Below are 19989 nucleotides of genomic sequence, written 5' to 3' on the forward strand. Positions count from 1 at the left end.
TAATTATTATAAATATTTAAAATAAGGAGGAATAAACATGCTAATGATCGTCGAATGCTCGAATTGTGGACAGAAAAACAATGTGGAAGCACTAAAAATCAAATCCACTCTATGTGGAGCTTGCAAGGATAAGTTGGTTGACGCTGACGTGATTCCGGCCGCATTTTCAGAGGATGAAATTGCTGCCGCGGTAGAAACAGCCCCTTCGAGTATTGCTAACGAAGAAGTCGATACAAGCATGTGGACCTCCAAAATCGGTGATCATGATCAGCAAGTAAAGTATGTAAATAAGGGCTTCTGGTCAAAAGTCAAAAAGTATGCGGCAAAAGTACCTTTTTCCAATGAGGTTGTTTCGATGTACTATTGCGCAATGGACTCGGCTACACCGACTGCTGCCAAAGTGACAGCGATTAGCGCATTAGCCTACTTTATTCTTCCGATCGACGTTATTCCTGACTTTATTCCAATTGCAGGATTTGCGGATGATGGGACAGCGATATTTATCGCTTACAAAACAATTAGTGCTTTCATAACAAAAGAGCATCGTGCTAAGGCTGAACAATTTTTCGCACAATAATAAAGGAAAGCAGAAAACCACTTCGATATGAAGTGGTTTTTTCGTTGTTCCATGACTAAATATGTTGGCAGTTCCCCAATCTAAGCCCCCATTTTGATCGGTTCATACAGAGGCACGCCCCACTCCGTAATATCGATCGGGTACACTTCTTTGCCGTCCTTCTTATAGTACAGCCGCGCTTCTCCATTCATTGGATCCTCTGCGGTCAAGGTGAAGACGCTGTAATCGCCGCTCTTGCGCTTGGAAAGTGGCAGTTGCCGCAGAAACTCCGGTTCCAGACAGAACACGACCGATTCATGGCCGCAAACGAACAGGCACATGTCTGCAGAAGGGTGCAGGCGGGTTCCGAAGAAATAGTCCTTGGAAGCAGGCTCTGACGCATGGATCTCTATGGTTAGATGGTTGCAAGTATAGAGGGAACCTTCGATATGGTGCAGTTTGTGATTTTGAAATACGTAACGCTCCAGCGCGGGGATGTACTCTTTAACGGATGTTTTCATGTTTGTTTCGCTCCTTGTCGGGTTATCGTTTGTACAAATAGATTGTAGCCCATCATTCGACCCGGTTTTTTGCAGAAAAAAACTATTTTCAAAACTGCAAAACTGCAAATCGATTCCGGTAAAGATGCGGTACCTTGAATAAGCAGCTCATGAAAACAAGGGGAGGAGCAATTGTAGAGGGAGGAAAATCATGGTACGATCAGCAGAATAAACTTCCAATATAAGGCATAAAGAAAGGGTAGTGGAGATGAACGTACATGACAAGCCGTTCAAACGAATTGTGCAAATAATGAAGGATGCAACAGCAGGTGCAAGTGATCAGAAAACGGAGCGAGACAAGGCTGATAATTGTACGAGCCTATGTGAATTACTTCTAGAGGTAATCATGAATCATAAGACGCCTGCAGAGCGGAAGAAATTGCGGCTTTATTCACCCCGGCTGGATGAGGAATCAATTGACGATCTGGAAGAGTTGCAATCAGAAGAGGAAGCAGCAGATGAGAGCACGAAGCAGCTCCCGTTTTATTCGAGAGTAAACCGGATGATGCATAAGGAACTACTTGAGCTGTCACGTGGCACCAAGTTGATGAAAGATCTTCATGAGATGTGCGAACTTCTGAAAGAGGGAATCAAGCTCAATGCAAATGGACTTTTTCACAATCCTGAGAAGCGGGAACTAGCCATTGTGCAAATAGACGAAGAGTTGAAACGGTGCGAATCACAAATAAAGGAACTGAAAACGAGCAAGGAAAAGCCAGTTCAGTCATCCGATAAATTAAAACCCGTGGGAGGAACTTTGATCATGGCCGTGAACGTGAAGATGACAAAAATGATGTACGAACTGAATGAACTATTCGGTCTGCTCGAGCAGGCGCAAGAAGCTATCCCTGAATTTGTCGAAGATTATATATGGGATGAAGACTTCGAGAAACTGATTGCGGTGCGATGCCAGGAGCGTTTCGTATTGAAAGGTGTGGACAGAGTAGTCGTGTTCTCGGTTCTGGAGACGCCTCTCACTGGCAATGTGCAGCTGATCCGCCTCGGATCGGATTACTGGAAGGACGCGGAGGATGTATCTGGAGTGGACGAAGGGGCTTTCTATATCGAGTCATACAATAGCATGGTGGAAGCATTGGCTGAAATCGTGGACACGATCAACCGTGAAGTAGATCTTGAGCTAGCTTATACGGATAACGGCGTTACATCGCTTTACGAAACGCACTCTTCTTTAAGTACCAAACTCACCCAATTACTCGCTTAGTCGGAGGCCAGCTATGCTTATCTCGATCCAAGTAGATAACGGTTTGAAGAAGACAGATACGGAATTGGAACAAGTGACTTTTCGCGAGCTGGGATTAAAAGAGGAGCATATTGAGGATTTCATACGTGACAATATTGATCTATTGGCTGATGACCAGACGCTGCTTGTCGTCGGCCAGCAGGTACGCAACAAGGAAAGAGGGCGCTGCGATCTGGTCGCCGTTGATCAGGACGGCAATCTGGTGCTTATAGAAATCAAGCGTGACCTTGATGACATTCGAACCCGGAAGGAGCCATTTGAGTTTCAGGCGATCCGCTATGCCGCTAACTATGCGAAGATGGATACCGTAGACGAGTTGGTGGACCGTTTGTTCGTGCCTTACATAGAACGAAATAGGAACAAGTTCGGCAATCCCGAATTAACGGTTAACGAGCTGGCTAAGCGGAGGATTGAACAATTTCTAAGCGGAAATAAGGCAGAACGAACGTTTAACCGCAAGCAGCGGATTATACTTGTAGCTTCGGACTTCGACCCGCAGACGCTATCCGCTTGTGCATGGCTGGTAAGCAATCAAGTGTCAATCAGTTGCTTTAAACTCATCCCCTACAGGCTTGGCACACAATACTTGCTTCAGGTTGAGCAAGTGCTGCCGCTTCCGAAATTAGACGATCTATATGTCGAAGTGGCTGATTCAAAGGTCAAAAGGTCTGAGCCTTCTGAACAAGGCCGAACCTTCTTGCCCAGAATGGATAAACTGTTCGAGTGGGGAATCGTAAGGCAGGGAGACGTATTGACGATAAAGAATTTCAGTGACTCCGAGGCCACCGTACTCAATTACAAGGAAGTTGAGTTCCAGGGGGAGCGGCTTAGCTTCAATAAATGGGGGCAAAAGGTGACCGGATGGTCCTCCATCGGAATCTATGAATGGGCTTATTCGGAACGGCTGCAGAAGCTCTTGGATGATGCCAGAGAGGAAGAATTACAACGGCAATTAAATGAAGTGGAAGATGAGTCCTGAAAACGAAGCCTGCGAACTCACTGAGATCGCAGGCTTTTATTATGTAAATCAGTAAACTACTACACAACCTTTACAAAAAAACCTCCTCCAATTAATCGACAATCAACACTCCCTCTTTACCATAAGGGAGAGAGTTCAAAAATTGGATTTTTCCAGGAGGAGAGAACTTATGAAATTACTGCTAATAGGAGACTTGCATTACCATGAGATCGATACCACGATTCCGGGGCTGCCGGAGGCTAGGACGGCTTTCTATCAGACGCTGCTGGAGCAATTTCTGAATACGGATGCCGATTTGCATATATCGCTTGGAGACCTGACGAATTTCGGCTCGCCTTCGGAGCTGCTGGAAGTGTATGATCTGCTTTGGCATGAGAAGCGAAATTTCATTCATGTGCTGGGCAACCATGATCTTTACTCGCAGACGCGCGAGCAAGTGCTCGAGATAACGGGGCAGGAGCGTTATCACGCCATCGATACGGACGCAGCGACGCTGGTGTTTCTGGATACGGCCAGAGAGATGAACACCGCCGACTGGAGCGGCTGGATGGATGAAGAGCAGCTGCAGTGGTTGGAATATTGTGTGGAGAAATCCGGCACGAAGCCGCTGCTTGTCTTCGGTCATCATCCCGTTTATCAGACCACAACGAGATCGGAGAAGGACAAAGGCTCCATTCATCCCAGCATCGACATGTGGCGTATTCTGAATCGGAAACAGGGGACAGGCGTCTATTTCAACGGGCACACGCATGTAAATTCCATCGTAGCGCAGAACAATTGGACGTTCGTGCAGCTGGCCGCAGCTTTGGATCAACCGGCCTTTCGGATCGTGGAGCTGGAGGAAGAGCAAATCCGGATCTCGACCACGGATCTCACAGACGATGGAGGCTTGATGGAGCATGCAGCAATGCTGCACAGACATATCTCACATTTCGGCCACAATCCGAACGCTCGCGGACTAGACACAGACCGTGAATACAACATTCCCTTGTCTCCAATAACAGCAACAGCGGAACAGCCGCAGTAATGGAGACGACAAGAACGAAGAACGCTGCACAGAACCATGCCTTATTTCTGGAACGCCTAGCCGCGCACAGAATGATCGCTTCCATTAAGGACCCGAGGCATATCGAGACCGCCCTGTCCTTACGCAACCAAATGAGCGGGGTCTTCCTGTTAACCGGGCATATTGGTGTTATCAAAGGGTATGTGGACCTGTTCAAGGAACATCAGCTCCCAGTCTTCCTGCATCTGGAGAAGATCGGCGGCCTCAGCACGGACAATTACGGGCTGGATTATCTAGCGAAGGTCATCAAGCCGACGGGCATTATTTCGACGAAGACCAATGTGGTGAAAACCGCGAAGAAGATGGGGCTGCTCACCATTCAGCGTTTCTTCCTCGTCGATAGCGAAGGCTTGGACAACATTGCGAAGAGCCTGCTTCAGAGCGAGCCGGACATTATCGAAGTCATGCCTGCACGGATCCCTGATATTTTCGACAAGGTGAGGGCGTTCACTACGCTTCCGATCATTACCGGGGGTTTGCTGTTCGAACCGGAGCAGGCAGAGGAATGTCTAAGACACGGGGCCGCTGCCATCTCGACGTCAAAGCCGGCGCTATGGAAAAGCATAGGCTCTTCACTCAGCACCCGTTCACTCAGTACCCCTTCACTCCTTACCCGCTAAAATAAAAATCCATATAATCTTTGCAATCGGATAACCTGGCGTTAACGAAACACCTGTATCATTCATTATGAAAAGTAAATAGCGATCGGTTGGAGTATTGGAGAAACCTTATCCGCTTGAGGGCATATAGCCTTCGGCAGGATTAAGGTTTCTTTTTTGCACCCCTCCGATTAGACAAAATCAGGTAGAGAAAAGGTGGAGATTGGACGATGGTTAAGAAGCTTACTACTGTGACACTTGCAACAATGCTGATGACAACAGGTGTGCTGTCGGCATGCGGAGCGAGCGACACGAACACGAACACGGACAACAACACTAGCGCAAACACGAGCAACACAACAGCCGGAGCAGCAGAGCCTGCGAAAGCAGATGCATCTGAGAAGATCGTCATTAAATATTGGTATGCATTCGGCGAGAAGATCGAAGAAGCCAAGCAGCACATGGTTCAGACCTTCAATGAATCGCAGGATAAAATCGAAGTCGTGGCCGAGCATCAAGGCAACTACGAGGATCTTCACGCTAAAGTGCAAGCGGCCTTCGCAGCCGGAGACGCGCCTGCTGTAACCGATCTTGAAATCTCATCCACAGGTGTATTCGCTCACTCCGGCATGCTGGAAGAACTGACGGCTTACGCAGAGCGTGACAAGGATCAGCTGAAGCTGGATGATTTCAACCCGGGTCTGATGGGCAATGCCTACGTAGACGGCAAGCTGTACGGCCTTCCATTCATGCGCAGCACGCCGATTCTCTATAAAAATGTAACCATGCTCAAAGACGCCGGACTCGACCCTGCCGGTCCGAAGACATGGGATGAGCTGGAAGAATACTCCCGCGTCCTGAAGAAGAAAGGCAAACTCGGCATGACCGTGCCGGCAGATATCTGGTTCTATGAGGGCCTCGTTGCTCAAAGCGGCGGCAAAATGCTAAGCGAAGACGGCAAGACGGCCACGTTCAATTCGCCTGAAGGCGTAGCACCGGTTGAGTTCTGGAAGAAGCTGTCCAGCGAAAAGCTGATCAAGATCCCGATGGGCGATGAAGCGGGAGCAACGGCAGACAAAGACTGGGCCAATCAGTTATCCGCATTCAAATTTGCTTCAACGGCTGGCGTAACGGGAAGTCTGGAGCTTGCCAAAGCCAATGGCTTCGAAATGGAAACAGCGTTCATGCCTTCCAATGAGAGCTATGGCGTCCCTACAGGCGGCTGTCAGCTTGTCATTACGTCGAAGATCAGCGATGAAGAGAAACAAGCGGCTTGGGAATTCCTCAAATGGATGACGTCGAAAGAAAATACAATCTACCAACACAAGCATGTCGGTTACTTGCCGACTCGTATGTCTGCCGTAGAGAGCGATGAGCTGAAGGCGCATTTTACCGAGTTCCCGCAGTTCAAAGTAGCTGTAGATCAATTGCAATACGCTAGACCGCGCCCGATGGAGAACGCGTATCCGGAAGTGGCGAAGATCATCAGAGAAGCCATCGAGAAAGCCATTCTCGATCCGAAGGTTACCCCGCAGGAAGCGCTTGATCAAGCGGCAGAGAAAGCCAATAAGCTGCTCGGCAAATAATTTTGCATCCCATCACTCACTTCATAGCTAGTTAAAACCAAGGAGGAGCCTTGCGCTCGCAAGTGTCTTCTCCTTGTCATCCTAAGAGCAGGGGAGCTTGGTGCATCGATGCACAATGACAACTGGTTGTCTGCGATAAAAGTGGTTATTTTAGATATGGACGGGACGCTCTACCAAGAAGACACCTACCTGGATCGGTATATCCGTTACCTGCTGGAGGGAACGGCACATGAAGGAGAAACCGAGGCGGCTATTAGCTTAGGGAGAGCTATTCGGGCAGGCGAGCATGAGATCCAATTTGGACATTTCTATCATAGGCTGGATGATTTGTGGTTGGTTCGTGAGGGAGAACGCTTCGTAAAAAGCCATACCTGGGAAGGGATTGAAGTGGTCAATGAACAAGCGCATGGATTTGGACATGTGCCCGCTCAGGCGCCGTATCTCGTTCATATTGGTGACCCATGGGGAATTGCAGCGGTGCTCAACCATAGATATAAGCTTCCCGAGCACAATTTGAAAGCCGCGTTCGATCGGGTCCGCAAGGAGATGGTCGAAGAAGCACCCTATCAATTCATCTGCCACACTGACCTGTTTCAGGCCATCAAAGAACTTGCGGCTGTGGAGAAAAAAGTGCTCATGACCAACACCCACCACGAATCCGGCATCGCGTTCACGAGCTACATGGGGATCCGTCATATGTTCGAAGATGTCGTGTACGACGCCAATAAGCCTTACGGTCTTCATTCTTACGTCACAGCGCTGCTTGAGCAAGGTTATCAGGCACATGAAATTCTGTCGATCGGGGATAACCCGTGGAACGATCTGCATCCGGTGAAGCAGCTGGGCGGCAGAACGTGTTTTATCTCTCCGTATCCGAGCAGTGACCCAGAGGTCTGGGATTTGCGGCTTCATCATCTGGAGGAGCTGGAGCAGCTCATGCGTACGATTCAAGAATCCATCACAAGGAGGAATGTAGCGGATGGCCAAGATCGAGCTGAAGCATATAGGCAAGAAGTTCAAGGATGAGACTGTCATCGAAAATTTGAACCTGACCATCAAGGATGGATCGTTCACCGTTCTTGTCGGGCCTTCGGGCTGTGGGAAATCCACGACGCTGCGCATGGTAGCGGGGCTGGAGAAGCTGACGAGCGGCGAGATCTGGATTGACGATAAATGCGTGAATGATACGCCGCCGGGGCTGCGGGATGTGGCAATGGTTTTTCAGAATTATGCGCTATATCCGACGATGACCGTTCGCGGCAATATTGAATTCGGTCTGAAGAACAGGGGCATTGCCAAGAGCGAGCGCGAGAAGCTGATCATGGATATCTCCGAAATTGTCGGATTAGCACCGCATCTGAACAAGAAGCCTCAGAACCTATCCGGCGGACAACGCCAACGGGTAGCACTCGCCCGGGCTATGGTGAAGCAGCCGAAGGTGTTCATCCTCGATGAGCCCTTGTCCAATCTGGACGCGAAGCTGCGCAACCAGATGAGAACCGAGCTGATTCAGCTGCACAAACGTCTTGGCACGACGTTCGTCTACGTTACGCATGATCAGGTGGAAGCCATGTCGATGGGTGATGAGATCGTCGTCATGAACAAAGGAGTTATTCAACAGGCGGATACGCCAATGAAGCTCTATCACGACCCGGCTAACCAATTCACCGCGGAATTCATCGGAACACCGGCCATGAACATGATGGATGTCCGAGATATCCACGAGCTGGAGATCCAGTCCTCTGCCACAGTAGGCCATGTTGGATTCCGTCCGGAGCAAGCGCTTATTGGCGCGGCCGAAGCGGTTGAAGGGTACGTCATTGAAGGCGAGATTCTAACCCGTGAGAGTCTTGGGGCGGAAAATATTTATCAAATCCAGTCGCGCAGCGGCATCTTCTTCGTCAAAACCTTCCTTGCGCCGCTTGAGACCGCTGCACATGTGAAGGTCACGATTCCGTATGAGCAGCTCTATTATTTCGGCCTGAACGGAGAAAGGCTGCGCGGCGTGGAGGCAAGCTCCAAACGTTTGGCGACGGCTGGAGGAAGATGATATGAGCGTATGGGAAAGACTGCGTCCGTATAGCATGGTCGCTCCGGCGATTATCATATTTTCCTTGTTCTTCATCTATCCGATCTTCTACATGATGTACTTGAGCATGTTCGATTGGAATTTTGTCAGCCCGACCAAAACCTTCGTTGGTCTTCAAAATTTCAAAGACCTGCTGTCGGAGCCGGATTTCCGGCAGGTGCTTACGAACACGACGATCTATACGCTGCTGACGGTAACGTTGACGACCGGAATTGCGCTGCTGCTCGCCCTGTGGCTGAATCGCAAAAGCTTCTTCCACGGCTTCGTCCAAGGCGCGATTTTCAGTCCGCACATCATATCGCTCGTGTCGATATCACTGCTGTGGAGCTGGCTGATGGACCCCGAATATGGACTGCTGAACTGGGTGATCGGGCTAGTGGGTTTCGGCAAGCTGGCGTGGTTGTCCCATCCGAGCACATCGCTCGTCTCACTGGTCATCGTAGCGGTATGGAAGGGACTCGGCTATAACGCATTGGTATTCATCGCGGGGTTGCAGAGCATTCCGCCGGATATCTATGAAGCGGCCTCCCTGGATCGTTCCAAGCCGTGGACGACCTTCAGGAAGCTGATCTTGCCGATGCTGTCGCCATCGATATTCTTCCTGGTGATCATTAACATGATCGGTTCGTTCCAAGTGTTCGAGACCATCGCCATTATGACGCAGGGCGGCCCGATCAACTCTACCAATACGCTAGTCTATTACATCTACGAGAACGGGTTCCGGTTCTTCAAGATCGGCTATGCGTCTGCAGCTGGCGTCATCCTGCTGGTCATCATCGGGGTCCTTACGATTATTTATTTCAAACTGTTGTCGAAGCGCGTTCATTATCGTTAAGAAGAGGTGAAGCTCTTGAAAGCCGTAGACAATACGATCAGCGGCCCATCTATCGGGACTGCTGCTCCAAGCAGCCAGTTGAGCCATATACGTAGCCGTGAAGTGACGATCAGACGAGCGATATCCGCTATTCTGAGCGGATTGAATACGATCGGCCTTCTGGTACTGGTGCTGGTTTTTGCAATGCCATTCATTTGGATGCTCTCCACATCGCTGAAGACGCTGAACGAGACGATGGTATTCCCACCGCAGTGGATTCCGCTTGATCCGGTCTGGAAGAATTACTCGGATGCCTGGAACACGGGTCCCTTCCTCAATTATTTCATGAACAGCGTCATCATTGCGGTCGGCATTCTGATTCTGCAGATGCTGACGATTATTCCGGCCGCGTATGCTTTTGCCAGATACAAGTTCGTCGGCTCAGGCTTCCTGTTCGGGATCGTCATGGTGACGCTGATGATTCCGGCCCAGCTGATCTTTCTGCCCGTGTACCTGGAGCTCAGTGCATTCAAGCTGCTCAATACGCATCTTGGCTTAATCCTGCCCTTCGCGTCCAGCGCCTTCGGCATCTTCCTGCTGCGGCAGGCATTCATGCAAATTTCGGATGAGTTAATCGAAGCGGCACGACTGGATCAGGCAGCGGAATGGAAGGTCATTGTGCAAATCATGGTACCGCTCGTGAAGCCGGTGCTGGTGACTTTCGCCTTGTTTAGCTTCATTGCGCATTGGAACGACTACTTCTGGCCGCTTGTCATGACCACGAACGAAACGGCAAGAACGCTCCCGCTCGGTATCGCCAAGATCCGAGAAGTGGAGGGCGTTGCGACTTGGAATATTTTAATGGCCGGCAACGTGATTCTTGTAGTGCCGATCCTCATCGTATTCTTCTTGTCGCAGCGGCAGATCATCAAGGCTTTCGTGTACAACGGCGTCAAATAAAATAAGAGTAATGGGAAGGATGAAGAGACGATGATTACAATTGTGGCGCACCGCGGATGTTCGGGAGAAGCACCTGAGAATACGATGGCGGCATTTAAGCTGGCGGTGAGCGAGCCGGATATTGCGTCAATTGAGCTTGACGTGCACTTGTCTAAGGACGGAGTCCCTGTTGTCATTCACGATCATACGCTGGAGCGGACGACAAGCGGAACAGGGCTGGTAAAAGCCTATACGCTGGAGGAGCTGCGGCAGTTGGATGCGGGGAGTAAGTTTGATCCTGCTTTTGCGGCGGAACGTATTCCAACGCTTGAAGAGGTACTGGAGCTTGTAAAAGGACGCTGTAAGCTGCATGTGGAGCTGAAGATGCTGGCCAATGAATATGACTTTATCGAGGAGCGGGTCATCTCGCTTATACAACGGCATGGCATGCAGGAGCAAGTCGTGCTCTCTTCCTTCAATCATGATTCCATGAAGCGGGCGCAAGAGATAGATCCGTCGATCGCGACGGCTTTGATCTTCCTGGGCAAGCCGGCTCTGCTTGCGGAGCAGCTTCGTTATACAGGTGCATCGGGTTTGTCGATGCATTATGCATTTATTACGCGCGAGCTGGTGGATGAGATGACGGCGCTCGGGATGGATCTGGGTGTTTGGACGGTAGATGAGCCGGAGCTTCTGGCGCGGATTATCGAGGCGTACCCGAATATCCGGATTACAACGAATTATCCGGATCGTGTGCTGCGGATTGTGCGGGGAGACGGAGTAAGGGCATAGTCCGTGGAGCTCTTTGGCATCCGCGAAACTTCGCTCAGGCGGTTTGATACCGTAGTCGGCGGAATGCGCTAACGAACCGTACGGGTCTTATTTGCCCAATAATGACTCCGAAAATATTTTAACGAACCGTAGGGGCTCTATTTGATGGATTTGGAGGTTGTGGGAGCCAATTAACCTCAAATAAGACCTCCACGGTTCGTTAGATTCTCGATGCCCCGAAATTCGGCCGAATAACGCCTCTACGATTCGTTAGATTTTCGCGGCATGCAAGATGAGTGGTGTGAGATATGAAAAGACCCAAGTTCGTGGACGGGCTGGCGGATACGTCGATTGTGGAAGCCATTCTGAAGGCGCTTATCGTATCCGGCAGCGATCTGAACCGTGACCCGGCAGCGATGCCGACGGCAGATGAGATTCGGACTACGCTCATGATCAATTCCTCGGCCGAGTATTACTGGCCGCGGATCGCGCTTCCGATTGCGTTTGGTCTGCCTGTTCTGCTGCTGCTCCTGCGCCTGATGCTGGGGAAGAAGCTCCGAACGTAAACAACAAGCCCTCGATCTCGCGGAGATTGGGGGCTTTCACATTCGCTTTTACAAAAAGTTCTTCTCCATTTAACGGCTAATCAATACTTGCTCTTTACCATTAGGGAAGGAGTTGCAAATTAGCTTTTTCCAGGAGGAGAGAACTAATGAAATTGATTCTGATGGGTGACTTGCATTATCACGAGATCGATGCCTTGATTCCGGGGTTGCCTGAGGCAAGGACTGCTTTCTACCACAAGTTACTGGAGCGATTCCTGAACACGAACGGTGATTTGCATATATCGCTTGGAGATCTCACGAATATTGGCTCAGCTGAGGAACTGCAGGAGGTTTATGCGCTGCTGCAGCGCGAGGAACGAAGATTCATTCATGTGCTGGGCAACCATGATCTCTTACTGCAGACACGTGCGGAGGTGCTGGAGATCACGGGGCAGCAGCGCTATCATGCCATAGATACGGATGCAGCGATGCTGGTGTTTCTGGACACGGCCAGAGAGTTGGACATCGCCGACTGGAGCGGTTGGCTGGACGCTGAGCAGCTGCGCTGGCTGGAGGCTTGTGTGGAGAAGTCGGGCTCGAAGCCGCTGCTCGTCTTCGGTCATCACCCCGTTTATCGGACCACAGCACGATCGGAGATGGATAAAGAATCGATTCATCCGAGCATCGACATGTGGCGCATTCTGAATCGGAAACAAGGGACCGGTGTCTATTTCAACGGCCACACGCATGTGGAATCCATCGTTTCTCAGGAAAATTGGACGTTCGTGCAGCTGGCTGCCTGTCTCGATCTGCCCGGCTTCCGGATCGTGGAGCTGGAAGAGGAGCAGGAGCTCATCCGAATCTCCGCGGTGGATGTGATGGACGAAGGCATGATAGAACATGCAGAACTAATGCACAAGTATATGCCGTTCTTTGACCCGAATCCAGATGCCCGCGGACAATATGCAGACCGACACTATGTGATTTCCTTGCGGACATCGACAGCGGCGCAGTCGCAATAAGGTTGCGGGAGCCAAGAATAGCCGATGTGAAAGACACGGAATTGTTCTTCCGTGTCTAACTGCTCTCTAAAGAGCGGTTCGGAATGCGCTAACGAACCGTACAGCGCTTATTAGCCCATTCACGGCACCGAAATATTTCTAACGAACCGTAGGGGCACTATTTGACGGTTTTGGCTTATATGGGAGCCGATTATCCCCAAATAAGAACTCCACGGTTCGTTAGAATTTCGAAACCCCGAAATTCGGCCTAATAACGCCCCTACGGTTCGTTAGATTTTCGCGGCATTCAAGATGAGGAGTGCGAGATGAGTTTTGTACGAAATGAACGCGGAGATGTGTTATACCAATAGATGAGAAACGGCTGCGGAGACTTTATCGACAGCCTGAAGACACGGAATCGTTCTTCCGTGTCTTTTCTGCGTCTTACAGCATTAACGCCTGCTCACTTGCTGCGCGATCAGATCCCGCAGCCAATAACCGCTGTCGCGGACGGTCCGCTGCTGTGTCTTGTGGTCCACCTTAATGATGCCCATCGGGCAGGATAAGCCGGAACTCCATTCAAAGTTGTCCAACGTCGCCCAATGGAAATAGCCCCGGATATCGGAACCCTCATCGATCGCTTCCTTTAATGCTTGCAAATAGTGGGACATATATTTGATGCGGTACTTGTCATCGATACGCGTCGTTTCCTCCAAGTTGTCGCCCGGTTCGGTCGTCCCGTTCTCGGTAATGTAGACGACAGGGTTCCCGTATTCTTCCCGGTATCGCTTGGCCAGCTCTTTCATCCCATCAGGAAACGCATGCGCGCCGAGTTCGGGATGACCGTACCGCTCGTCGGATGGATTCCGGTCAACCCAGGTCTTCAAGAAGGGAATATACCACTTTCTTGTGGCGTACATGCGGGTGTAATAATTGACACCGAGAAAATCTATGGGCTGACGGATCGTTTCCATATCTCCCGGCGCAATCTTCGGCACGATCGGCCATAGCTGCGAGAATAGTTTCTCGGGGTATTTTCCTTTATACACGCCGTCCAGGTAGAACCGGTTGACGAACATATCCGCCATTTCGACTGAATCCAGTTCCTTGGCACTTGGCTCAAAGCTCGCCGGGTAGACTGGGAATTGACTCAGCGTAACGCCGATATTCAAATCATTTCGTTCGCTCCGCATCGCCTGCACCGCTAGGCCGTGACCCAGAAGCTGGTGATGTGCGACCTTGAAGTACGTCCACGGATTCTTGATGCCCGGTGCGTGCTCGCCGAGGAAGTGTCCAAACATCGCGTGCTCCCAGGGTTCGTTCAGCGTGATCCAGTCTTTGACGCGGTCACCGAGTCTCCGGGCGACCAGCCTTGAATATTCTCCGAAGTACTGGGCCGTCTCTCTGCCGGCGAACCCTTTGTATTGTTGGAACAGCGCATAAGGCGTGTCCCAATGGAAGAGCGTGACAAAGGGCCGGATCCCCTTCTCAAGCAGGGCGTCCACTAAGCGATCGTAATAATCCAACCCCTTCTGATTGACCGCACCTCTTCCTTCCGGCAGCACCCTCGACCAGCTCACGGAGAAGCGGTATGCATCCATTTTCAAACTGCTCATCAAGTCGATATCGGTCTGGAAATCATGATACGTATTGCAAGTCACATCTCCGTTACTGCCGTCGCGAATCTTCCCTTTGGTATGCGAAAATACATCCCAGATCGACAACCCCTTGCCGTCCTCGTTCCAGCCGCCTTCAATCTGATAAGCAGCCGTGGAAGTTCCGAATATAAAGTCCTTTTTAAATTGAATCGACATCGTCGCACCGCTTCTCTATCAGGATTGGTAGCTTATTATATCATCTATAAGAAAACGCTTTCAATAATTTGTCGACAAATATATAATACTGTCTATCAAAGCTTGTTCGAGATCGATCTAGGAGGCATTCGATGCGTGCAATCGACGACAATAACTCACGCAGGCTGACGGGATGGCAGAAGTTCATGATCTCCTTCCCAACGATGCCCGGCAATCTGAGTACGGTACTAATTCACAATGCATTTCTGAAGTACTATACGGACATTATCGGACTGAATCCAAAGTATATCGGGATCCTGTATGCGATTTTCGGAATCTGGAATGCGATCAATGACCCGGCAATTGGCGTGTGGCTGGACAGATTGAAGTACAACAAACAGCGTGGCAAATATGTCTATGTAATGCGGTTAAGCGCACCCGTTACGCTAGTGGCGTCTTTTGCGATGATCTTCGCGCAGCCCTCCTGGAGCCAATGGGTTATTTTCGCCTTTATGCTGATCTTGCTTTTCATTTACGATACGTCGATGACCACCTTTAGTATCGCGCACGCCAACTACAAGCTGCTTGCTGCCAAGACGAGCGAGGAGCGAGTGGATGTGTCCGTATTTACCAGTTATATTGCAAACATCGGAGGCTTTCTGGGTACGGTAATCCCGACACTGCTTCTGGTAGGCAACAGCGACAAAACGTTAACGACCATTCTGTTCTGTGCGGTTCTGGCGCTAAACTCCATTCTCTATTTGGTTGCGCTAAGGCCTTTGAAAGACACGGAGGAGATGTATGTAAAGGAAAACGTCCAGATTGCGGGAAGAAAAGGCGTCTTCGGCGATGTGTTTGACAATGTAAGAGAGGCTGCTAAGTCTAGAGCATTCGTGACCTTCGTTCTCGTACAAATCCTGGTCGGCGGTCCAAGCGCCTTCTACTTTACTCCCTTTCTGTATATGTCGGATTACGTGTTGCAGCTGCAGGGCATACAGGCGACCCTGATGGATGTGCTGATGGGACTTTCTTTGTTCGCGGCGGCACCGTTTCTGGGCAAGTTTATTAAGAAGCGAGGGATGAAAAATGCCATGCTCATGGCGCTTGTTCCAAGTGCGTGCGGTTTTCTGTTACTGGCTTTTGTCCAAAATTACTACCAAGCCATTGCGGCCTATATCATCATGTATGTGTTCACCCAAGCCGTTAGCATTGCTAATAGTCCCATGCTCGGCGCTATCATCGACGAGGATGAGCAGCGCACTGGTCTGCGAAAAGCAGGCATGTTCACCGGGTTGAACGCGCTTCTGACCATCCCAATGTCCGGCATTCAAGCGTCGCTCTTCATGGGCACCATCAGCTATTTCGGTTTCCAGGCAGGCTCGGATGTGCAGAGCGCTCATGCTTTGCTAGGTATCCAAATCGGCGCGGGCGTACTGCCGTTCGCGTTCATACTGCTGGGCATCATTCCGTTGTTGCTTTCCCCGATTAACAAGAAGAAAGAACTGGAGCTCTCGGAGTTTTCGAAAAATAGGCAAATGGAGCTTTCATAGACAAAACCTCCCCGTTTGGGGAGGTTTTTATTTGAGATGATAGTTTAACAAAAAAATGTTTTATTTTCGACAAAATATGACTAGAAAGGTAGCTTTATAAGATATAATAGTGATGCTATTGTACTAGCGTGAAGCGAGCGTGTCTCTTGGTCTATGTTAATAGGGATGCTTGAATATATAGGGAAAATGGAAGGTCGTGATAGGATCCTTGTTACTAGCAATTAGCAGGTAACTAACTGTTTTAATTATCGGTTCAAACTAATCGTTAATAGGGGTGCACTAGTGAGAAGAAATCTTTCAAGATCCGTAATCATAATCATTTGTTTTATACTTGCTTTTGGCGTGTTTTTTCAGCAAAAGTCAGTCGTTTCCGCCGCATCGTCCGGTCCTTTGACCAGCTCCATTCCTAACGAGCAAATAAACGGTGCCGCATATGGAAATGGGGTCTATGTTGCAGTAGGCTATTACGGCAAAATCCTGACGTCTGCGAATGGGCTTGATTGGCAAATTGCCGCAGATAAAACGCGTCTTGATACTACCTATACAGGTGTTGCTTTTGGCAATAACGTATTCGTTGCCGTTGGGTACGACGGCACGGTCATGACGTCGCCGGATGGTGCGGTTTGGACGCAGCAAGACTCTACTGTCACGAGCAGGATTACAAGAGTCATTTACGTTACACTGGGCTCTGGCAATAAATTTTATGCTGTGACCAGCACAGGCACTTTGCTAAAGTCGTCCGATGGCGTTACGTGGGCCTCGACTTCTATAGGGACGAGCAATGATCTTACCTCAATCGGGTTCAACGGAACTGCAATTGTAATTGGGGATAATAAGGGGTACGTACATACTTCGATAGATGGAGCTAGTTGGTCGCCGAAGAAACTGGATGATTCTTACTTTATCAATTCCGTTCTAGGGCTAAATAACCGTTTCTATGCTAACGACGGCTTAGGATGGACTTATACATCTACTGACGGGACTAACTGGTCCAAATTGGGAGCTCCATTCAAAACTTCATCCGGAAGCACACCTATTCAAATATACGGTGGTCTCTATGATGGCACCAACTATTATTTGTTCGGATACGACGGGACATCCTATGGCGGAGTCTTTACGTCTCCCAAAACAGATGGCTTGATCTTCTCGCAACAATCCACCAAAAGCACTACGATGACTGCGGGAAATGCGTTCTACGCGAACGGGATCTACATGCAGCTCGGCAACGATGGCATAGTCGTATCAACCAACGGGTCTAGTTGGGATTACGCTTACGGCGGCGTGGTCTCAAGCGTTCTATACAACGGTACAAAATACATAGCAGTTGGGAAACACGGTAACGACGGATTTATGAAATATTCTACTGATTATGTGAATTGGACGTCTGCTGTTTTGCCGCAGCGAGTTCCTGCACTGACGTCTATTGCTACCGGAATGGGTAAATATATAGCGGTGAGCGATTATCCAGGCACAGTTCTCGTATCAGATGACGCAATCGCTTGGAACGTAAACTCTATTTCAGAGGACGGTTTTATATCAATCTTTTTTGCAAATGCCGTATTCATAGCGGTTGGTGAGTATGGATCCATTTATAGGTTGGGAAATGGCAGTACAAGCTGGACGCAGAGGATCGATCCTGACTATAATCAGCTATGGTTTGGTACCTCTGAGGCGGGGACATTTTATGCTGTTGGAGACTCGGGGTATCTCCTTAAGTCAACGGATAGTGGAGTCAATTGGACAACAAGCACTGATGTAGTTCCTTCGATAACGAAATTTGACAAGCTGAGTGCCAATCAAACGGACATTCCGATATCGTTTCCTTCGAGCACCACTTTGAGAAAGGTCAGCGTCAGCAATTATGCCAACGCTTTGGTAGAAGGAACCGATTACAGCGTATCAGGCAACACGGTGACGATTAAAAAGTCATTTTTGTCCCAATTGCCTCTCGGTTGGCAGACCATCTCCTTGCACTTAAATATTGGCGGCTCATTCTGGAGGACAGCCGTCAATGTAATTAACACAGCTCCTGAGCTTTCGCAGGTTACAGGCGTACAGCTTGCCCCGGATGGGAGAGCATCTTGGGGTACTGTGACCGGAGCGGTTAGTTATGAAGTGCAGCTGTACCGTAACGGATCTGTCTGGGGAAGCCCAGTCTCGGTAGCCGCTGGCAGCACAACTACAAATGTCTTAGCAGCTATGCGTGCTGCAGGAGCGGGCAATTATACGGTCAAAGTCAAAGCGATCGGGGATACCGTGACCTATAAGGATGGATCCCAATCGGCAGCATCCGGCGTAGTGACCATTTATAAGACACCGACAGAGGATGGCACGGCTAATAAAGCGGGTACAACGCAGAGAGTGGATTTTAATATCGTCGTAACTGCCCAAAACGGGCCAAAGGCCACAGCGAAAGTTGGCGGCGTGAACGTATTGCAAACGCAAGCCGGTACTGGAGTAACGGTAGGTAGTGGGAAAGCGACGCTTCCGATTGAGATTGATAGTCTGTCGGAAGGCAACAATCAGATCGTGATTGCTTTAAAAGATGCGTCGAGCAACTTTTCCGAAGATTTTACGGTTACCGTAACGAAGGATACGATAGCACCTGCAGCCGCGACAGAAGATGGAACGGCTGACAAAGTGGGAACCACTCAGACCGCTAACTTCAACATGATTGTGAATGCAGAAACCGGAGCCGCAGTAACAGCGAAAGTTGGCGGCACGAACGTCCTTCAATCCGGAGCGAGCGTCTTGGCTGCAGGCGATAAAGCGACATTGCCGATCGACCTCGCGAAACTGGCGGAGGGAGCCAACAGCATTGCCGTTGTTGTCACGGATCCGGTAGGCAATGTTTCCGGAACGCTGACGGTTAGCGTAACGAAAGATACCGTAAGCGCAGCAAAAACGGCGCTGGCAATTGGTTATGGCGGCATCGATTCCGCTTCAAGCGTAACGCAAGCGTTACTGCTGCCAACAACAGGGCTGAACGGAACGACAGTTACATGGTCTTCTAGCGTTCCAGCAACTATCGGGGCGACAGGCGTGGTAACGCGTCCAGCGTTCGGATCGGGCAATGCAACGGTAACGCTAACCGCGACGATCAGCAAAAGTGTGTTCAGCCAGACGAAAACGTTCACACTGTCCGTACTGGAGCAGGCGCCAACTGATACGCAAGCGGTAACCACAGCAAAGGCGGCATTAGAAGTCAGTTATGGTGGCGTTGATACAGCTGCAAGCGTAACGGGAGCAGTAACGCTTCCAACAACAGGGCTGCATGGCACGACAGTTGCGTGGTCATCCAATGATGCAGCAATTGATGCAACGACAGGTGCGGTAATGCGTCCAATATACGGAGCTGGCAATGCGACGGTAACGCTTACGGCGACGATCACCAAAGGTGGAGAAAGCCAGTCAAAAACGTTCATATTGACCGTACAGAAGCTAGCGCAGACGGATTTAGAAGCGGTCACCGAAGCGAAGGCGGCATTGGCGGTCGGTTACGGTGAGGATGATTTGGCTTCAAGCGTCACGCAAGACGTAACGTTGCCAGCAACAGGGTTAAGCGGAACGACAGTAGCATGGTCGTCCGATGATGCTGCAATTAATGCGGCCACAGGTGCAGTAACGCGTCCAGTATTCGGGTCGGGCAATGCGACAGTAACGCTTACTGCGACGATCACCAAAGGTGGAGAAAGCCAGTCAAAAACGTTCATATTGACCGTACAGAAGCTAGCGCAGACGGATTTAGAAGCGGTCACCGAAGCGAAGACGGCATTGGCGGTCGGTTACGGTGAGGATGATTTGGCTTCAAGCGTCACGCAAGACGTAACGTTGCCAGCAACAGGGTTAAGCGGAACGACAGTAGCATGGTCGTCCGATG

Annotated in this window: 17 protein-coding genes; 15 read left to right on the plus strand and 2 right to left on the minus strand. The window is 50.0% G+C overall.

Translation table 11 applies throughout. The annotated features are described in order from the left end of the window. The first annotated feature begins 37 nt into the window (after positions 1-37). Positions 38-577 carry a YkvA family protein gene (locus tag AC506A_RS26215; protein WP_495463941.1) on the plus strand — a complete coding sequence of 180 codons (540 nt, stop codon included), beginning with the start codon at positions 38-40 and terminating at the stop codon, positions 575-577. 80 nt (positions 578-657) lie between these two features. Here the strand turns inward: AC506A_RS26215 and AC506A_RS26220 are convergent, their stop codons facing one another. After that, positions 658-1077 carry a hypothetical protein gene (locus tag AC506A_RS26220; RefSeq protein ID WP_495463942.1) on the minus strand — a complete coding sequence of 140 codons (420 nt, stop codon included), beginning with the start codon at positions 1075-1077 and terminating at the stop codon, positions 658-660. A gap of 247 nt (positions 1078-1324) precedes the next feature. On the opposite strand from AC506A_RS26220, the gene AC506A_RS26225 reads away from it, so the two are divergent. The 12 genes from AC506A_RS26225 to AC506A_RS26280 all read left to right on the plus strand — a co-directional run bounded on the left by AC506A_RS26225 (position 1325) and on the right by AC506A_RS26280 (position 12787). Beyond that, positions 1325-2338, plus strand: a complete 1014-nt coding sequence (locus AC506A_RS26225) for a hypothetical protein (RefSeq protein WP_495463943.1) — start codon at positions 1325-1327, stop codon at positions 2336-2338. A 13-nt stretch (positions 2339-2351) separates the two neighbouring features. Continuing rightward, positions 2352-3356: a hypothetical protein gene (locus AC506A_RS26230; protein WP_495463944.1), complete on the plus strand. Its 1005-nt coding sequence runs from the start codon at positions 2352-2354 to the stop codon at positions 3354-3356. 169 nt (positions 3357-3525) lie between these two features. Continuing rightward, complete coding sequence (locus AC506A_RS26235; RefSeq protein ID WP_495463945.1) at positions 3526-4383, plus strand: metallophosphoesterase family protein; 858 nt, start codon at positions 3526-3528, stop codon at positions 4381-4383. After that, complete coding sequence (locus tag AC506A_RS26240; protein WP_495463946.1) at positions 4383-5042, plus strand: glycerol-3-phosphate responsive antiterminator; 660 nt, start codon at positions 4383-4385, stop codon at positions 5040-5042. Before AC506A_RS26235 ends, AC506A_RS26240 begins: the two co-directional genes overlap by 1 nt. Before the next feature lie 209 nt (positions 5043-5251). Then, complete coding sequence (locus tag AC506A_RS26245) at positions 5252-6607, plus strand: ABC transporter substrate-binding protein (protein WP_495463947.1); 1356 nt, start codon at positions 5252-5254, stop codon at positions 6605-6607. Between the two features lie 108 nt (positions 6608-6715). After that, on the plus strand, positions 6716-7633 hold the full coding sequence (locus AC506A_RS26250; RefSeq protein WP_495463948.1) for an HAD family hydrolase: 918 nt from the start codon (positions 6716-6718) through the stop codon (positions 7631-7633). After that, the gene (locus tag AC506A_RS26255; protein ID WP_495463949.1) at positions 7587-8657 is read left to right on the plus strand and encodes an ABC transporter ATP-binding protein; all 1071 of its coding nucleotides are present in this window, start codon (positions 7587-7589) and stop codon (positions 8655-8657) included. Before AC506A_RS26250 ends, AC506A_RS26255 begins: the two co-directional genes overlap by 47 nt. Before the next feature lies 1 nt (position 8658). Further along, positions 8659-9531, plus strand: a complete 873-nt coding sequence (locus tag AC506A_RS26260; protein WP_495463950.1) for a carbohydrate ABC transporter permease — start codon at positions 8659-8661, stop codon at positions 9529-9531. Positions 9532-9639: 108 nt separating this feature from the next. Then, positions 9640-10470, plus strand: coding sequence for a carbohydrate ABC transporter permease (locus AC506A_RS26265; protein WP_495463967.1), 831 nt, complete (start codon positions 9640-9642; stop codon positions 10468-10470). Between the two features lie 30 nt (positions 10471-10500). Continuing rightward, the gene (locus AC506A_RS26270) at positions 10501-11241 is read left to right on the plus strand and encodes a glycerophosphodiester phosphodiesterase (protein WP_495463951.1); all 741 of its coding nucleotides are present in this window, start codon (positions 10501-10503) and stop codon (positions 11239-11241) included. A 287-nt stretch (positions 11242-11528) separates the two neighbouring features. Then, positions 11529-11786 carry a hypothetical protein gene (locus AC506A_RS26275; RefSeq protein ID WP_495463952.1) on the plus strand — a complete coding sequence of 86 codons (258 nt, stop codon included), beginning with the start codon at positions 11529-11531 and terminating at the stop codon, positions 11784-11786. Positions 11787-11932: 146 nt separating this feature from the next. Further along, on the plus strand, positions 11933-12787 hold the full coding sequence (locus tag AC506A_RS26280; protein ID WP_495463953.1) for a metallophosphoesterase family protein: 855 nt from the start codon (positions 11933-11935) through the stop codon (positions 12785-12787). A 431-nt stretch (positions 12788-13218) separates the two neighbouring features. Here AC506A_RS26280 and AC506A_RS26285 read toward each other — a convergent pair whose 3' ends face one another. Continuing rightward, positions 13219-14580, minus strand: a complete 1362-nt coding sequence (locus AC506A_RS26285; protein ID WP_495463954.1) for a GH1 family beta-glucosidase — start codon at positions 14578-14580, stop codon at positions 13219-13221. Between the two features lie 131 nt (positions 14581-14711). Here AC506A_RS26285 and AC506A_RS26290 point away from each other — a divergent pair, with 131 nt between their 5' ends. Together AC506A_RS26290 and AC506A_RS26295 are read left to right on the plus strand one after the other, a co-directional pair. Next, positions 14712-16109, plus strand: a complete 1398-nt coding sequence (locus AC506A_RS26290) for an MFS transporter (RefSeq protein ID WP_495463955.1) — start codon at positions 14712-14714, stop codon at positions 16107-16109. Positions 16110-16391: 282 nt separating this feature from the next. Further along, positions 16392-19989 (plus strand): immunoglobulin-like domain-containing protein (locus AC506A_RS26295; protein WP_495463956.1); only part of this gene is annotated, 3598 nt, incomplete at its 3' end.

The sequence above is a fragment of the Paenibacillus sp. N22P23 genome (assembly GCF_059383735.1).

Bases quoted from the DNA above. Each gene is read 5' to 3' on its own strand.
- AC506A_RS26240 (WP_495463946.1), top strand. From the start codon at position 4,383: ATGGAGACGACAAGAACGAAGAACGCTGCACAGAACCATGCCTTATTT.
- AC506A_RS26275 (WP_495463952.1), top strand. From the start codon at position 11,529: ATGAAAAGACCCAAGTTCGTGGACGGGCTGGCGGATACGTCGATTGTG.
- AC506A_RS26270 (WP_495463951.1), top strand. From the start codon at position 10,501: ATGATTACAATTGTGGCGCACCGCGGATGTTCGGGAGAAGCACCTGAG.
- AC506A_RS26255 (WP_495463949.1), top strand. From the start codon at position 7,587: ATGGCCAAGATCGAGCTGAAGCATATAGGCAAGAAGTTCAAGGATGAG.
- AC506A_RS26235 (WP_495463945.1), top strand. From the start codon at position 3,526: ATGAAATTACTGCTAATAGGAGACTTGCATTACCATGAGATCGATACC.
- AC506A_RS26245 (WP_495463947.1), top strand. From the start codon at position 5,252: ATGGTTAAGAAGCTTACTACTGTGACACTTGCAACAATGCTGATGACA.
- AC506A_RS26280 (WP_495463953.1), top strand. From the start codon at position 11,933: ATGAAATTGATTCTGATGGGTGACTTGCATTATCACGAGATCGATGCC.
- AC506A_RS26260 (WP_495463950.1), top strand. From the start codon at position 8,659: ATGAGCGTATGGGAAAGACTGCGTCCGTATAGCATGGTCGCTCCGGCG.
- AC506A_RS26285 (WP_495463954.1), bottom strand. From the start codon at position 14,580: ATGTCGATTCAATTTAAAAAGGACTTTATATTCGGAACTTCCACGGCT.
- AC506A_RS26290 (WP_495463955.1), top strand. From the start codon at position 14,712: ATGCGTGCAATCGACGACAATAACTCACGCAGGCTGACGGGATGGCAG.
- AC506A_RS26225 (WP_495463943.1), top strand. From the start codon at position 1,325: ATGAACGTACATGACAAGCCGTTCAAACGAATTGTGCAAATAATGAAG.
- AC506A_RS26250 (WP_495463948.1), top strand. From the start codon at position 6,716: ATGCACAATGACAACTGGTTGTCTGCGATAAAAGTGGTTATTTTAGAT.
- AC506A_RS26230 (WP_495463944.1), top strand. From the start codon at position 2,352: ATGCTTATCTCGATCCAAGTAGATAACGGTTTGAAGAAGACAGATACG.
- AC506A_RS26215 (WP_495463941.1), top strand. From the start codon at position 38: ATGCTAATGATCGTCGAATGCTCGAATTGTGGACAGAAAAACAATGTG.
- AC506A_RS26220 (WP_495463942.1), bottom strand. From the start codon at position 1,077: ATGAAAACATCCGTTAAAGAGTACATCCCCGCGCTGGAGCGTTACGTA.